The organism is Cryobacterium sp. AP23 (assembly GCF_054075385.1).
In genome coordinates, this window is sequence record NZ_CM133415.1 from 2327836 (window position 1) to 2343802 (window position 15967).

Consider the following 15967-nt stretch of genomic DNA (forward strand, 5'->3'; position numbering starts at 1 on the left):
GAACGTTTCGGCGGGCTACTCTCGCCTAGGTCGACGCCCCTCCGAGGGAAGGACCAGCCGCATGACAACCGCATCCACGTCGCCACGCATCTACGGCACCTGGCCGGGCGGCCTGCCGTTCCTCGCGGTCGGCTCCGGCCCGCCGCTGGTCTACCTGCCCGGAATCACCCCGAACCACGAACCGCCCCGCGGCAGTGACCGCCGTTTCCAGACCCGGCAACTGATGCTGTTCGCGGCGTCCCGCCGGGTGTGGTGGGTGAACCGCCGGCCGGGCCTCGACCCCGATGCCACCATGGCCGACATCGCCGCCGACTACGCCAAGGCCATGCTCCTGCGCTTCGACGAGCCCGTCGACGTGATCGGCCACTCCACCGGCGGATCCGTGGCGTTGCAGCTCGCCGCCGATCACCCGGCCGTGGTGAAGCGGCTCGTGACCCTTTCGGCCGCGTACCGGTTGGGCGAGGAGGGCAGGGACAGCCAACTGCGGGTCGCCGACAACGTGCTCGACGGGCGGCCGCGCGCCGCCAGCTCCGAGCAGATGCGGATGCTCGGTGCCGGTCCCCGCTCCAGCCGGCTACTGGCCGGCCTCGGCTGGTTGATCGGCAAGAGTTACTTCGCCCATGCCACGGCCGACCTCATCACCACGATCCGGGCCGAGGACACCTTCGACCTGCGGTCCAGGCTGGCCGATATCTCGGCCCCCACCCTCGTGATCGGCGGGGACCGGGACGCGTACTACCCGGCTGAGCTGTTCCGCGAAACCGCGGACGGCATCCCCCGCGGTCGCCTCGCCCTGTATCCCGGCCGCGGCCATATGGGCACCACGCTGGACCCGGCCTTCGTGCCCGACGTGCTCTCCTTCCTCGACCCGCCGGACGACGCCGTCTCGCCGACCGACCGGGCCGAGCCGGGCGCCGGCCGCGATGACATCACGCTCTGACCAGGCCTCGCCGCCGGCGGCGCGCTGACGCTTGCCGCGGGCCTCCCGCCCGGGCCGCACCTCAGTACAGTGAGGGAGACATCCGCCCCACACCGAAGTGAGCACAGTGCCTGAATCCCGAATTGCGGTCCAGCCGGCGTCTTCCGTTGTTCCCTGGCTGCCCGTCATCGTGGCCGGCCTGGTTCACTTGGGTGCCATCCTGCTGGCGTTGCCCGGCGTGGTGGAGTGGACGAAGCCGCTGCTCATGCCGGCCCTGGCGATCGCGCTGATCTGGGCCGCGCCGCAGCGTCGCGCGCCGGCGATCCTGCTCGGGCTGATCGCCCTAGTGTTCTCCTGGGTGGGAGACGTCACGCTTCGCTGGTTCGTCGTCGGGCTCGTCTTCTTCCTGCTCGCGCACATTGCCTACCTTGTGCTGTTCGCCACCCGGCTCGCAGTGCGCCGGGTGCGCTGGTGGGCCATCGTCTACGTGGGCTGGCTCGTCGTGTTGCTGATGATTCTGGGGGCGCACACCGGCTCGCTGCTGATTCCGGTGGTCGCCTACGGCATCGTGCTCACGGCGATGGCGGTCTTCGCCTCCCGGTGCAACCGCTGGGTCGCCTGGGGTGGGGCGTTGTTCGTCGCCTCCGACTCGATCCTGGCCGCCAACAAATTCCTGCCGGATGCCGGCATCCCCCTGGTGGACTTCCTGATCATGGCGACCTACCTCGCGGCCCAGACGCTCATCGTGTGGGGGATCCTGCGGCACGAGCAGGACCGGGTGGCTACGGCAGCACCTCGATGATGCCCCGGGCGCCCTTTTCGGCATCCGACATGACGTGGCTGACGAAGGGATAGCGGCCGGCCGCAGTGAAGGTGAGCTCGACGAAACCGCCCTGCGCGGCCGCCAGGTCAAGCACCTGGGAGCCGCCGGTGCCGGTGCTGCCGCCATCCTTGAGCAGGTAGTCCCCCTCCTTGTACACGGTGTGGAACTGGCCGCCGACGACGTGGAAGGCGCTGCCCACATTGGGCCCGGCCGCGAGCACCCACACCCGCACGGTCTGGCCCGCCCTGGCCCTGAGCGGCCGGGCGGCGTACTGGTTGGCGTAGCCGTTGAAGACCACCAGGTCGGGGGTTTGCGCCTCGACCTTGGCGGCGTCCACTTCGGCGCCCTGCGCGCCGAGGTAGAGCTCGGACTGCACGACCAGGTACTCGTGGTCCACCGCGGCCAGGCCGGGCGGGTCGATGATCACGGCGCCGAACATGCCGTTGGCGATGTGCACCGACATGGGCATGGTGGAGCAGTGGTACAGCCAGATGCCCGACCGGGTGGCGGTGAAGGTGTAGAGCAGGCTCTCGCCGGGTCGGATGGTGCGCATCACGTCATCCGGCGCCACGGCACCGGCATGGAAGTCGATGGAGTGCCCGACCGTGCCCGCGTTCACCAGGGTGATCTCGAACACGTCGCCCACCGTGCCGCGCAGGGTGGGGCCGGGCGCGGTGCCGTTGAAGGTCCAGAGCATCTGGGTGACGCCGGGGGCCACCTCGGTCTCCACGTTCTGCACGGTGAGGGTCTGCCGGTGCACGGTGGCGGATGCGGCGGGCGGCAGCGCGGCGTCGCGCGCCTCGAACGCGGTGTCGGGTTCGGCCATGGGGTCGAGGTCGTCGGCGGCGGAGGTCTCCGTCGCGGCCGCGCCGTGGCCGGTGTGGGCGCCGTTCGCTGACGTGCCCGCCACGCCGTCCATCGACGTGCCGTCGCCGTCCTCGGCGGCACTGCCCGCCGACCCGTCGACGGGCGCTGCACCTACCGCGACGATGCTGAGCTCCATGTCCAGCAGCCGGTGGCCGGCGATCGAGCACCAACCGTCCACGCTCGCGCCGATCACGCCCACGGCCACCGTCTCGGATGCGCCCGGGTCCAGGGTCGCGGAGACCAGCCCGGACTCCAGCACCAGGTTGTGCGCCATGTCGTCACTGTTGGTGAGGGTGATCACGAGCTCATCGCCGACCGGCACCTCGATGCGGTCGGGCACGAACCGGGTGTCCACCATGTCCACCGCCACCGTGGTGGTGCGGCCGGTCGCGACGGCGTCGGCGGCGGCCGCACGTGCGGCCGGCGTCGACACCGTGGCCAGGCCCACCGAGGCGGGGTCGACGAGGATGCCCACGGTCACCGTGAACAGCAGCACGCTCGCGGCCGCGAGCATCCGCCCCGTCGTGCGCGGTCTGTTCGGCGGCAGCGGCCGCTCCCCCGGCGCCACGCGCACGAGCGGCAGGGCGCGCACCCGCCGGTTGGTGCGGAGCGCCCGTGCGAACAGGATCAGGAAGCCGGCCAGGGTGGCCACTATCACCAGGGACAGCGTCACCGTGAGGGTGCTCGACACCGGCAGCAGCGACAGGCCGAGGCCGCCGTTGACGACCACCACCCGGAACAGGCCGCCGCGGTCCAGCTCGGCCGCCGTGGCCTTGAGGGCGGCCGGGCCACCGCCGAGCACGACGGGCACGAGGTGGCTGAGGGCACCGAGCAGGACCTGCGCGGCAAAGCCGATCGCGAAGTACGGCACCAGGGTTTCGACGCCGGCGGCCGCGGCCGTCCAGCTCGGGGCGAGCGCCACCTGCAGGCCGAACCCGAGGGTGCAGAGGGCGAACCAGACCTGCGCGGCGCCGAGGCTCCAGGCGGCGAACGTCACCGCGGGCGCCCGGAGCAGGTGCCCGACGGCCTCCCAGAGCACCCGGCCGAGCGCAATCAGGTAGACCAGGACACCGAGCGCCACGACGAGCCGCAGGTCGGCGAGGCAGCCGAGCGTGAGCAGCGCCAGGCCGCCCACCAGCACCGGCAGGGTGCTGCCGGCGGCCACCGTGGCGCCCTCGACGCGGGTGTGCAGCACGGTGGGCCAGAGCAGCGCGATGGTGCCGATCACGGTGAGGCCCACCCAGCCGAGCAGGTTGAGGCCGAGGTGGCCGATGAAGAGCCGTTCGTAGGCCTCGCCGCCGCCGTCGAGCCGGGCCATCAGGATGCCCAGGGTCACGCCGGCGGCGAGCATCACGGCGCTGGCCACGTAGTAGCGCACCAGCGGCGCGAACCGGCCCGGCAGGGCGCCCCGCGATTGGGCGACGACCACGACGGCGTGCGCGAGCGCGTTCAGGCCCACGAGGATGCCGCCGACCAGCACCACCGGGAACCAGCCGGCGACCATGCCGGTCATGACCGCGATGGCGCCCACGGTGTGCGCGGCCAGGCGCAATCCGAGCGAGATCCGGTGCCCGAGGGCCTTCCGCCGCAGCAGCGTGTCGGCGAAGTGCTGGCTCCAGATCAGGATGGCGGTGCTCACCGCACCGAGCAGCAATAGGTGCACGAGCAGCCAGCCCGACGCGGGAACCATCCGGTGCAACAGGGTGAGGATGACGGCGGCAGCCAGCCAGGCGGGCACCAGGCTGCCCGAGACGATGTGCCAGAGCCTGTCCTTCACGTCCTGGCGCCCTTCAGGATCGACGTGACAGCGACGAGCACGAACAGCAGCACCGCGACGATGTTGAAGACGCCGCCCCACTGCACCAGCACCGGCCAGCCGTGGGCGTCGCCGAGCAGAACCCGGGCCAGCAGTGAGACGTGCAGCAGCGCCGCCGGCAGGTACATCACGGGGCGGTACGGCAACGGCCGGCGCAGCACGGCCGGCAGGATCGTGGGGGCGTGCGCCATGATCATCGACATCACGAAGCCGAGGAACACGGCGTGCATCACCGCATCGTAGGCGGGCCCGGAGTAGACCGGGCCGCGCAGAACCCAGATGCCGCCGACCACGACGAGCCAGCCGTACCCGGTGAGCAGGCAGGCGGCCATGTACCGGGGCAGCCCCGTGGAGCGCACCAGGCGGGTGGCAACGTCGTGCCGGAACAGCCAGATGACGAGCGCGAGCATCCCCGCCCCGAGCAGCGGGTAGCCGGCCGCCGGCCAGACCAGCGCGACGACAGCGCCGAAGCCGAGGGCCAGGCTGATGCCGAGCATCCACTCTTCGGCGCGGCGGTCGACGGTGGGCGAGACGCGGGACAGTTCGAGGCGTTCGCCGGCGATGGTGAGCACCAGGTAGAGAATCAGCAGCGGGGCGAGCTGCGGGATGCCGATGCCGCGCAGCCAGAACGCCGTGGCCATCAGGCCGAGCACGGCGCCCAGGGCCTGCACCGCGGTGGAGACGGCGGCCTGCTTCTGCCAGATCGCGGCGTAGATGGCCAGCAGCATGGCGCTGCCGGCGACCAGGGCGGCCTGGCCCACGACGAGCGGCAACGGCGAGATGAGGGCGAGACCGCCGGCGCCGAGCATGCCGGGCGCGAGGTAGGCCCAGCCGCGGCGCACCGCCACGGCCCGTTCGAGCACGACGACGGTGCCGACGAAGCCGAACACCATCAGCGGGCCGTGCACCGCGGTGAGCCGGGCGCTGTCCACCGGCGCGGCCAGGCCGAGCAGCAGCAGGGCGCCGTCGAGCCCGGCGAGGAGGGCGATGCCGCCGAGCAGCAGGAAGCCGAGTCGCGCGGTGACCCTGGGGCGCGCCGCCGGGCCGGTGCCGCTTGCGGCGCGGCCGGTGCGGCGGATGGGGCTCAGCGTGGTCATCGGCGTGGTTCGGTGGCGGCGCGGCCTAGTTGGCGCGGGTGAGGCGGATGGTCCAGGCCTCCGGGCCGTTCTCGAGGTAGGTGACGGCGAAGTCGCCGGGGCGGCTGTTCTCGAGCTGCGCGAGCAGCGGCAGCGGGTCGTGGGAGGCGACGAGGTCGAGGGAGAAGCCGGGCTGGATGACCCCGAGGGCGCCGAAGATGGTGGCGTGCCGGATGGCGTGCGGAATGGCGCGGGTGTCGAGCACGATGTTGTCGGGATCCTCGTGACCGCAGGCGCAGCCGTGCTGTGCGGGGGCATCGACGGCGCCGGGACGGCTGGACGTCAGGATGATCGGTTCGGCAGTCACAAGAAATCTCCTTTGGCCGGGTCGAATGACCCTGTTCCGCCACTTTAGAGGATGCCTATCCTTTTAATCGGGACGTTCGTCCCATCACTGACGCCGGACCGACAACCGGCAGGAAATGAGGAGCAGGTGCCTACCAGGGTGTGCGCGGAATCCGAGCTGGAGCTCGGCGAAGCGATCAAGATGATCGTCGACGGCGTGGCGGTGGCCCTGGTGAAGGACAGTGCCGGCAACTGCTTCGCCCTCGGTGACATGTGCTCGCACGCCGACATTTCCCTCTCGGACGGCTTCGTCGAGGGTGACGACCTGGAGTGCTGGGCACACGGCGGCCGGTTCGAGTTGTCCACCGGCCGGGCCCGCACCCTGCCGGCCTCCGAGCCCGTGCCGGTCTACCCGCTTACCATCGTCGACGGCGACGTCTACGTCGACGTAAGCACCCCAATCGACGTCTCCACCTACGCAACCCTTTAGCCCGCGAGCCGTGAGAAAAGCCCCACATTTGGCGGGCCTTTTCGGGGCTTTTCTCTCAGTTCGCGAGGCGGTGGGGCAGCTCGACCAGGCACAGGTGCGGCTGCACAAAGGGGCGCAGGCGGATGCCGTCGCCGTTGTGGCCGAGCGACCGCGCGACGCCCTTCAACAGGCCCAGGTGCACCGAGCACACCACATCGGGGTTTTGCCGCGCCTCGGCCCGGAACGGGCAGGCGGGCAGCGCGATGGTGGCCTCGTCGGCGTCGAGCTCCGGCTCGAAGCCGATCTCGGTGAGCACCCGCAGCAGCGTGGGCACCACCGCGCCGGCGAACGTGTCCTCCGCGGTGGGATCAGGTGCGACGGGGCCGTCGGCGGTGGGTTCAAGGACGACGGGGCCGCCGGTGACGGGGATTTCCGCCGACGGGGCATCCGCCGCGGCCGAATACTGCGCCGACCAGCGCTCGCCGGCGCGCACCGACCGGGCCCGGCCGCCGTCGTCGTCCTCGCCGATCACGGCGGCGAGGGCCTGCATCAGTTGCTGCTGCGCGTCCTCGACGGGCAACGGTTCGGCCACCGGACTGAACAGCACCTGCGGGCGGCCGCGCCCGCCCGCGCGGTTGATGCGGCGCTCGACGAGCCCGACGGCCTCGAGCTGCTCCAGGTGGAAGCGGGCCGTCGTGACGTGCAGGCCCATTCCCGCGGCAACAGTGACGGCGTCGAGCGGACCGCCGGCCGCGGTGAGCAGGCCGAGCACGCGGCGACGTGGCTCACTGGCCAGGGCAACCTGCCGGGCACCCTGTCGATCGGTCGAAACCATGAATTGAGAGTAGCAGCGTGCGGTTTAACCGGCGTGAGCGGCGGTCATCCGCCGATGTAGGACATCTCGATCTTCTTACGGCCCGACGAGCGCACCGCACCGGTCTGGGCGCTGCGCAGCTGCGAGGCCCGGTCGGTGCGCTGGCGCCAGATGGCGCCCATCGCGGCGGAGAGCTGTTCGTCGCTGCTGCCATCGCGGAGCAGCGCGCGCAGGTCGTGGCCTTCACTGGCGAACAGGCAGGTGAACAGCTTGCCGTCGGTGGAGACGCGGGCGCGGGAGCACGTGTGGCAGAACGACTGGGTGACGCTGGAGATCAGGCCGATCTCGCCCCCGCCGTCGACGTAGCGCCAGCGGCGGCTGGTCTCGCCGGTGTAGTTGGGGGCCACCTCTTCGAGCGGCAGCTCGGCGTGGATGCGGTCACGCACCTCGCTGGAGGGAAGCACGGCCCCCATGTCCCAGCCGTTGCTCGTGCCCACGTCCATGAACTCGATGAACCGGAGGATGTAGGGGGTGCCCTTGAAGTGCCGGGCCATGTTGACGATGTCGTGGTCGTTCTGGCCGCGCTTGACCACCATGTTGATCTTGATCGGGCCGAGGCCCACGGCGTGGGCGGCGTCCAGGCCGGCCAGGATGCGGGCGACGGGGAAGTTGACGTCGTTCATGGCCCGGAAGGTGGTGTCGTCGAGGGAGTCGAGCGAGACGGTCACGCGCTTGAGGCCGGCATCCTTGAGCGCTTGCGCCTTCACGCCCAGTGCCGAGCCGTTGGTGGTGAGGGCGATGTCGACCGCACGGCCGGCGGGGGTGCGCAGCTCAGCGAGCATCGCGATGAGCTCCTCGAGGCCCTTCCGCAGCAGCGGTTCGCCGCCGGTGAGCCGGATCTTCTCCACGCCGTGCGCCACCGAGATGCGCGCCAGCCGGGTCATCTCGTCGAACGAGAGCATCTCGTCACGGGGCATGAAGGCGAAGTCCTTGCCGAAGACCTCCTTGGGCATGCAGTACACGCAGCGGAAGTTGCACCGGTCGGTGACCGACAGGCGCAGGTCGTGCAGCGGACGATCGAGGGTGTCCACGAGCGGGGCATTCGCTGCCGGGGCAGGCCGACCGGCGGCTGCCTCGACTGGCGCGGCAACGTGCGCTGTGAAGGGTGCGCCGGACATACACCGACCCTAACCCCGAACGAGCGCGGTTTACCTCACAGCGCCCGAGAGGTAGCCGACTCTGCCACCCGAGTTATCCACAAGTTGACAATTACTCACACAAACCTTCGTTATCGGGCTACTTTGAAGGCATGACAAACCAGTCCACCATCGCAGACACGTTCGCCCGTTCGGGCGACGATGCGTTGGTGGATGCGGCGGGTTCGGTGGCCCGGCTGGGCTCGTGCAGTGCCGATTACGACGCCCTCTCGGATGCCGATGTCCTGGCCGGTCAGAAGACTCTCGCGCAGGCCCAACGTGAGCTCGACACCCGCAAGGCGTGGATGGCGAAGACCCTCGCCCAGCGATCCCGGTGGGAGTTGGGCCAGTCCGGCCTGGCCGCACAGCAGGGCTTCCCCAACCCCGAGGCGTTGATCCAGGAGCTGACCGGCAGCACCAAGGTCGAATCCCGCAAACTCGTCGGCGTGGGCCGGATGCTCGCCGAAGCCGAAGAAGCCCAGGCCCAAGCCGACGCGGAGGCCGCGGAGGCCGCTCGACGGCTCCTCGACGACGCCCTCGACCCCGACGCCCTCGACCCCGACGCCCCGGACGCCCTCGGCCCGGACGCCCCCGGCCCGGTCGCTCCCCTCCTACCGCCGACACCGCTGCCGTGGCACGCCCCGATCTCGCGGGCGGTGAACGACGGCACAATCTCGATCGACACCGCCCACGCCCTGCGCACCGGCCTCGGCGACATCGACACGGTCGTCACCGGCCCGGTCCTCGCCGACGCCCTGGCCCAGCTCCTCACCGACGCGCAGACGTTGAACGTGGACCAGCTGCTCAAGCAGGCCCGGCAGACCCGCGACACCCTCGATGAGGCCGGCATCCGGGTGCGGGAACAGAAGGCCTGGGACGACCGCTACCTGCGCATCTGGACCCTCGATACCGGCCAGGTCCGCGTGGACGGACTTTTTCCGCCCGAGCAGGGCGAGTTCATCAAGTCCACCTTCGACAGCCTCACCAGCCCCCGCCGCGGCGGCGTGCGTTTCGTCGACACCGACCGAGCCGCCTGGGCCAAACGAGTCAAAGACGACCCCCGCACCACCACCCAGATCACCTGCGACGGCTTCCTCGACCTCCTCAAGGCCGGCACCACCATCAACCCGAACGAGATGCTCGGCGGCCGCCGCCCCGCCGTCCAGATCCTCACCACCGCCACCCCCGCCGCCCGGCCCGCCGCAGCCGACGACATCCTGATCTGCCCGACCGGCCAGGCCGGCCACGGCAACATCGAGGGCAACAACGCCCCGGTCTCCCCCGAAACCCTCGAACGCCTGATCTGCGACTCCGGCTCGATCGAGATCCGGTTCGACGAGCACAACCGGCCGCTCGACGTCGGTCACGAACAACGCCTGTTCAACCGGGCCCAACGCCGAGCCATGGCCGCCCGCGACGGCGGCTGCATATGGCCCGGCTGCGACAAACCGCCATCCTTCACCGAAGCGCACCACATCGAACACTGGCTCCGCGACCACGGCCGAACCGACATCAACCAGGGCATCCTGCTCTGCCACGCCCACCACATGCTCCTGCACAACCAACGCTGGCAAATCTTCGAAAACACCGGCCGATACTGGCTGAGACCACCCGCCACCATCGACCCCGGCCAGACACTCATCGCGATGCCCAACCGCAACCACCCTCGGCGCAGCTGAGCACCGCACCGCATCTACGCCCCTCGCCACAGCCGAGCCCCACTCCGCATCCAGGCCACCGGCTCAGACGAGGTGTGCCTCACCGGTAGCGGGGTAGTTGCGGGCCGAGCGCCGCGCTAGGGTCTGCGGGTGACGATGGATGACCACAGTTGCTGCACACCCGCCCGGGAGGAGACCCGGAGCGCCGGGCTGGCCGCGGCGCAGCCCGAGGCCGGGAACGCCGATCCGGCCGGAGCCGTGGGGCCGGGCGGGGCCGCCGCCGAATCGGCGGGCGGACACGACCTGGACCAGGCGATTGTGCCCCGGCAGCTGTTCCGGATGGGCGACGCCGACGGCGCCGGCAATCCCGGCGACGGCGAGACGCCCGTGCATGAGGTGCGGGTGGATGCCTTCTCCATCGATGCGACCGCCGTCACCAACGCGGCCTTCGCCCGCTTCGTCCATGCCACCGGGTACACCACCGAATCCGAGCTGTTCGGATACTCCGCGGTGTTCCACCTGGCTCTGAAGGCCGAGCTCGACGACATCGTCGGCCAACCGCCGCAGACACCCTGGTGGCTGGGTGTGCGCGGCGCCGATTGGGCGCATCCGGCCGGGCCGTTGTCGTCCCTCGACGCGCTGGCCGAGCATCCGGTGGTGCAGGTGAGCTGGAACGACGCCCTGGCGTACTGCGCCTGGGCCGGCCGCAGGCTGCCCACCGAGGCGGAGTGGGAGTGCGCCGCCCGCGGCGGACTGGACGGCCGGCGCTACCCATGGGGCGACGAGTGGGACGAGGGCCAACGCTGCAACATCTGGCAGGGCCGGTTTCCCGCGGTGAATACCCTCGCCGACGGTTGGCTCACCACGGCGCCGGTGCGCGAGTTCGCCCCGAACGGGTACGGCCTCTGGCAGAGCGTCGGCAACGTCTGGGAATGGTGCGCCGACTGGTGGGCGGAAGAATCTTATCGCCATTCCCCGAGCACCAATCCGGGAGGACCGGCAACCGGCAGCCAGCGAGTCATGCGCGGCGGTTCCTACCTCTGCCACGACTCCTACTGCAACCGGTACCGCAACTCCGCCCGCGCCTCGAACACGCCGGATTCCGCCGCCGGCAACATCGGCTTCCGCACCGTCGCGCTGGCGTAGAGACCGGGCGGCTCCGGACCGCCTTGAAGCGGGCTGGCCGGGGTAATACAGTCGCTCCCGTCAGCGTCCGCTGACCGAGGGCCCTTCGTGGGACGGCCCGATTTCGTCAAAGCGATCGGAGAGTCCCATGCCCGTACCGTTCACAGGCACCATCAACGTCGACATCCGCGATTCGGAACCGGACTGGGCGCCGTTCGAACCACCCAAGGCCAAGGCCGGGTCGCCCAACGTGGTCTACATCGTGCTCGACGACGTGGGTTTCTCGGCGATGTCCAGCTACGGCGGACCGATCCAGACCCCCAACATCGACAGGGTGGCGGATGCCGGGGTCAAATACACGCAGTGGCACACGACGGCACTGTGCTCGCCGACTCGCTCGTGCCTGCTGACCGGGCGCAATCACACCCGTAACAGCATGGCGTGCATCACCGAGGCCGCGATCGGGTTCCCCAACGCGAGCGGCACCATCCCGCCGGAGAATGGAATGCTGCCCGAGATCCTCGGCGAGCTGGGCTGGAACACCTACATGGTGGGCAAGTGGCACCTGTGCCCGGACGACGAGATGAACGTGGCCTCCACCCGGCGCAACTGGCCCACCGGCCGCGGCTTCGAACGCTGGTACGGCTTCCTCGGCGCCGAGACCAACCAGTGGTACCCCGAGCTCGTCTACGACAACCACCCGGTCGACCAGCCCGCCCTGCCCGAAGACGGCTACCACTTCTCCGTGGACATCACCGACAAGGCCATCGAGTTCATCAAGGACTCGAAGGTCATCGCGCCGGAGAAGCCGTTCTTCCTCTACTACGCGCCCGGCGCCGCGCATGCTCCGCACCAGGCGCCCCGGGAGTGGGCCGACAAGTACAAGGGCCAGTTCGACATGGGCTACGAGGCGATCCGCGAGGAGACGCTCGCCCGGCAGAAGAAGATGGGCATCGTGCCGGCCGACACCGAGCTGCCGCCGATGAACCCGCTCGGCACCCCCGACACCCGCTCGGGGCCCGACGGGCAACCGTTCCCGCTGATGGACATGACCCGACCCTGGGACTCCCTCACCGCCGACGAACAGCGCCTGTTCGCCCGGATGGCCGAGGTCTACGCCGGATTCCTCTCCCACGCCGACCACCAGATCGGCCGGCTGCTGGACTACCTCGACGAGCTCGGCGAACGCGACAACACCATGGTCATCGTGGTCTCCGACAACGGCGCCAGCGGCGAGGGCGGCCCGAACGGGTCGGTCAACGAGATGAAGTTCGCCAACGGCATCCCCGACGAGATCGCCGACAACCTCAAGATGCTCGACGAGCTCGGCGGCACGTCCACCTACAACCACTACCCGAACGGCTGGGCGATGGCGTTCAACACCCCGTTCAAGATGTGGAAGCGCTACGAGTTCAACGGTGGCACCTGTGACCCGTGCATCATGTCGTGGCCGGCCGGGATGCCCGCCCGCGGTGAGCTGCGCGACCAGTACCACCACGCCGTCGACATCACCCCGACCATCCTCGACGTGCTCGGCGTGCAACCGCCCGAGCGCATCAAGGGGCACGTGCAGAGCCGCTTCGACGGGGTGAGCATGCGGTATGCCTTCACGGATGCGGCCGCGCCGACCACCCGCCGCACCCAGTTCTACTCGATGCTGGGTTCCCGTGCCGTCTGGCACGACGGCTGGAAGGCGATCACGACGCACCCGACCCTGAGCGGCTGGAGCCACTTCAACGAGGACGAGTGGGAGCTGTACAACACCGATGTGGACCGTGGCGAGTTGCACAATCTGGCGTCCGAGCATCCGGAGAAGGTGCGGGAATTGGAGAACCTGTGGTTCGCCGAGGCAGGCGCGAACCAGGCATTTCCGCTGGACGACCGGTCGGCGTTCGAGATCTTCATCACGCCCCGGCCGGTGCTGTCGCCTCCGCGGAACCGTTACGTCTACTACCCGCACACGTCGGAGGTGCCGGAATCGCAAGCGGTCAACACGCGCAACCGGTCGTTCGTGATCGGCGCCCTGGTGGACCTGCCCGGTGCCGGAGCCGAGGGCGTGCTCTTCGCCCAGGGCTCCAGGTTCGGCGGCCACGCCCTCTACGTGGCGAACAACCGGCTGCACTACGTCAACAATTTCGTCGGACTGTTCGAGCAGAAGATCTCCGCCGACGCCGACCTGCCGGTGGGCGAGAATCTGATCCTCTCCGCTTCCTTCGACAAAGACGGCGAGGACCCGCCGCACGTGGCCACCGGCCTGCTCAGGCTGTACTACGGCGACACGAAGGTGGGTGAGGGCCGCATCAAGACCCAGCCGGCCAAGTTCTCGATCGCGGGCGAGGGCCTGAGCGTGGGCCGCGACAGCGGTGAGGCGGTGACCGACTACGCCGGCACCGCGCCGTGGGCGTTCACGGGCGGCACCATCAACCGGGTGGCCGTCGATGTGAGCGGCGAACCGTATGTAGACCTCGAGCGGGAGGCCCAGGCCATGCTGATGCGCGAGTAGCGGCACGCCGCGGGCGTCGCCGGACGCCGCCGGGCCGATGGGCAGGGTCCAAAGCCTCTCGGCCCGGCCAGGTGACGACTGTACGCTGGGCAGGCTGCTGCATCCGTCACCCGGGTGGGCACGCGCTCCACGGCCGACGGGCCAGATGCCGCCGGCCACGTCCCGGAAGGACACCGCACCATGCCTGCGAACCCGATCGACACCACCGTGGCGCCGCCCACGGTGCTGATCCTGGCCATCACGGCCTGCCCCACCGGCATCGCCCACACCTACATGGCCGCCGAGAAACTCGACGCCGCCGCCACCGAACTCGGCTACCAGATCAGGGTGGAGACCCACGGTTCCGTCGGCGTTGAGGGCACCTTCAGCCAGGCCGACATCGATCGCGCCGACGCGATCGTCATCGCCGCCGACACCCAGATCGACCTCTCCCGCTTCGGCGGCAAGCGCATCGTCTCCACCCGCGTGGCCGACGGCATCCACCGCCCGGCCGCCCTGATCGCCGAAGCCCTCGCCGCCTCCCCCACCGGCACCGCCGCCGTCACGACGGATGCGCCGGCGAGCGCCGGCAAGCGCGACATCGGCGGGTTCATCTACCGGGCGCTAATGAACGGCGTCTCGTACATGATCCCGTTCGTCGTGGTCGGCGGCCTGCTGATCGCGATTTCGCTGTCGGTCGGCGGCGAGGCCACCCCGCAGGGCCTCGTGATTCCCGAGGACAGCTTCTGGTTCACCATCAACCAGATCGGCGTGCTCGGCTTCACCCTGATGGTGCCGATCCTCTCCGGCTTCATCGCCTACGCGATCGCCGACCGGCCCGGGCTCGCTCCGGGCATGATCTGCGGCTGGATCGCCACCACCGGCTCGTTCTACAACTCCGAGTCGGGTGCCGGCTTCATCGGCGGCATCGTCACGGGGTTCCTGGTCGGCTTCGTGGCGCTGGGCATCAAGAAGATCCCGGTGCACCGCTTCATCAAGCCGATCATGCCCATCCTGGTCATCCCCGTCATCACCACCCTCGTCGTGGGCGGCCTGTTCGTGCTCGCCCTCGGCCAGCCGATCGCCTGGGTGTTCTCCTCGATGACCGACTTCCTCGCCAGCCTCGACGGCGGCAGCGTCGTCGTGCTCGGCCTGATCCTCGGTGCCATGGTTGCGTTCGACATGGGCGGCCCGATCAACAAGACCGCGTTCCTGTTCGGCAGCGCCCTGATCGCCTCCGGCAACCCCGGCCCGATGGGCATGGTCGCCGCGGCCATCGCCGTGCCGCCGCTCGGCATGGGACTGGCCACGGTCATCCGTCGCCGCTTCTTCACCCCGGTGGAACGCGAGGCCGGCATCGCCGCCCTGTTCATGGGCTTCTTCGGCATCACCGAGGGCGCCATCCCGCTCGCCGCCGCCCGGCCGCTGCAGGTCATCCCGGCGAACGTGCTCGGTGGCGCCGTCGCCGGGGCCATCGCCGCGATCGCCGGCGTCACCAACGCGGTGCCGCACGGTGGGCCGATCGTGGCCGTCTTCGGCGCCGTCAGCGGGGTGCCGATGTACTTCGTCGCGATCCTGACCGGCGTGGTCGTGACCGCCCTCGTGTCGGTGCTGCTGATCGGCATCTCGGTGCGCCGGACCCAGAAGGCGGATGCGGACACCGTCGCCCCCATCCGGAGTGCCGCGGACCCGGTCACGGCGGCTCCCTCTGACGCAGTCCTGGCCGCCACGGTTCCGGCTGGCACGGCTCCGGCCGGCACGGCTCCGGCCGATGTGCTGCCGGGAGCCGTCGCCCCGGTGGCACTCGTCGCCGGGTCGGCCTCCCCCGCACCCAAGACCGTGCTCGACTACATCGACGAACGCACCATCGTGCTCGACATCGACGACACCGACCGGGACGCCGTCATCCGTCGCCTGGCCGGCCTGATGTCGGCCACCGGCCGGGTGCTCGACGAGGATGCCGTCGTGCGTGCGGCCCTCGACCGGGAGCTGATCAGCACCACCGGCATCGGCGAGGGCATCGCCATCCCGCACGCGAAGTCCGACGGCGCCACCACACCGGTGCTGGCATTCGCGCGCAGCCAGGCCGGCGTGGACTGGAACTCGCTCGACGAAGCCCCGGCGCACCTGATCTTCATGATCGCGGTGCCCGAGGCGGCGGCCGGCACGGAGCACCTCAAGGTGCTCGCCCAGCTGAGCCGCAGCCTGATGAAGCCGTCCTTCCGGGCCGCGATCGAGATGGCCGCCACCCCGGCCGACGTGCTCGCGGCGCTGGCCAGCTCGGTGCGCCCCACGGCCCCCGCCCCGCTGTAGCAGCTGGTCGCACCGGCATCCGTTTTCGAGGAAAAAGTGAGTATCTGAGGACACCCGGGCCGCG

At 70.2% G+C, this 15967-nt stretch carries 12 protein-coding genes; 7 read left to right on the forward strand and 5 right to left on the reverse strand.

Annotated features, from left to right (window positions below):
- Nucleotides 1-61: 61 nt before the first annotated feature.
- Together ACU5E9_RS11000 and ACU5E9_RS11005 are read left to right on the forward strand one after the other, a co-directional pair.
- Nucleotides 62-940 (forward strand): alpha/beta fold hydrolase, encoded by an 879-nt coding sequence (locus tag ACU5E9_RS11000; RefSeq protein ID WP_456809953.1) that lies wholly within the window; start codon nt 62-64, stop codon nt 938-940.
- Between the two features lie 106 nt (nt 941-1046).
- A complete protein-coding gene (locus tag ACU5E9_RS11005) occupies nt 1047-1721 on the forward strand; it encodes a lysoplasmalogenase (protein ID WP_456809954.1) in 675 nt (224 codons plus the stop codon).
- On the opposite strand, the gene ACU5E9_RS11010 is transcribed toward ACU5E9_RS11005, so the two are convergent.
- Genes ACU5E9_RS11010 through ACU5E9_RS11020 form a run of 3 tightly spaced genes read right to left on the reverse strand, consistent with a single transcriptional unit; the run spans nt 1702 to nt 5868 of the window.
- Nucleotides 1702-4386 (reverse strand): multicopper oxidase domain-containing protein, encoded by a 2685-nt coding sequence (locus ACU5E9_RS11010; protein ID WP_456809955.1) that lies wholly within the window; start codon nt 4384-4386, stop codon nt 1702-1704. The genes ACU5E9_RS11005 and ACU5E9_RS11010 overlap by 20 nt on opposite strands.
- Entirely contained in the window at nt 4383-5522 is a 1140-nt protein-coding gene (locus tag ACU5E9_RS11015) for a hypothetical protein (protein ID WP_456809956.1), read from the reverse strand. The genes ACU5E9_RS11010 and ACU5E9_RS11015 overlap by 4 nt, the downstream gene beginning before the upstream one ends.
- A gap of 25 nt (nt 5523-5547) precedes the next feature.
- The gene (locus ACU5E9_RS11020) at nt 5548-5868 is read right to left on the reverse strand and encodes a DUF2249 domain-containing protein (protein WP_456809957.1); all 321 of its coding nucleotides are present in this window, start codon (nt 5866-5868) and stop codon (nt 5548-5550) included.
- Nucleotides 5869-5994: 126 nt separating this feature from the next.
- On the opposite strand from ACU5E9_RS11020, the gene ACU5E9_RS11025 reads away from it, so the two are divergent.
- Nucleotides 5995-6336: a non-heme iron oxygenase ferredoxin subunit gene (locus tag ACU5E9_RS11025; protein WP_456809958.1), complete on the forward strand. Its 342-nt coding sequence runs from the start codon at nt 5995-5997 to the stop codon at nt 6334-6336.
- Between the two features lie 55 nt (nt 6337-6391).
- Here the strand turns inward: ACU5E9_RS11025 and ACU5E9_RS11030 are convergent, their stop codons facing one another.
- Nucleotides 6392-7150 carry a helix-turn-helix transcriptional regulator gene (locus ACU5E9_RS11030; RefSeq protein ID WP_456809959.1) on the reverse strand — a complete coding sequence of 253 codons (759 nt, stop codon included), beginning with the start codon at nt 7148-7150 and terminating at the stop codon, nt 6392-6394.
- A gap of 44 nt (nt 7151-7194) precedes the next feature.
- A complete protein-coding gene (gene moaA, locus ACU5E9_RS11035; RefSeq protein ID WP_456809960.1) occupies nt 7195-8307 on the reverse strand; it encodes a GTP 3',8-cyclase MoaA in 1113 nt (370 codons plus the stop codon).
- Between the two features lie 131 nt (nt 8308-8438).
- Between moaA and ACU5E9_RS11040 the strand changes: the two genes are divergently transcribed.
- The 4 genes from ACU5E9_RS11040 to ACU5E9_RS11055 all read left to right on the forward strand — a co-directional run bounded on the left by ACU5E9_RS11040 (nt 8439) and on the right by ACU5E9_RS11055 (nt 15903).
- On the forward strand, nt 8439-10004 hold the full coding sequence (locus ACU5E9_RS11040) for a DUF222 domain-containing protein (RefSeq protein WP_456809961.1): 1566 nt from the start codon (nt 8439-8441) through the stop codon (nt 10002-10004).
- 135 nt (nt 10005-10139) lie between these two features.
- Complete coding sequence (locus tag ACU5E9_RS11045) at nt 10140-11129, forward strand: formylglycine-generating enzyme family protein (RefSeq protein WP_456813532.1); 990 nt, start codon at nt 10140-10142, stop codon at nt 11127-11129.
- Nucleotides 11130-11256: 127 nt separating this feature from the next.
- Entirely contained in the window at nt 11257-13611 is a 2355-nt protein-coding gene (locus tag ACU5E9_RS11050) for an arylsulfatase (RefSeq protein ID WP_456809962.1), read from the forward strand.
- 180 nt (nt 13612-13791) lie between these two features.
- A complete protein-coding gene (locus tag ACU5E9_RS11055) occupies nt 13792-15903 on the forward strand; it encodes a fructose-specific PTS transporter subunit EIIC (protein WP_456809963.1) in 2112 nt (703 codons plus the stop codon).
- The last annotated feature ends 64 nt before the right edge of the window (nt 15904-15967 follow it).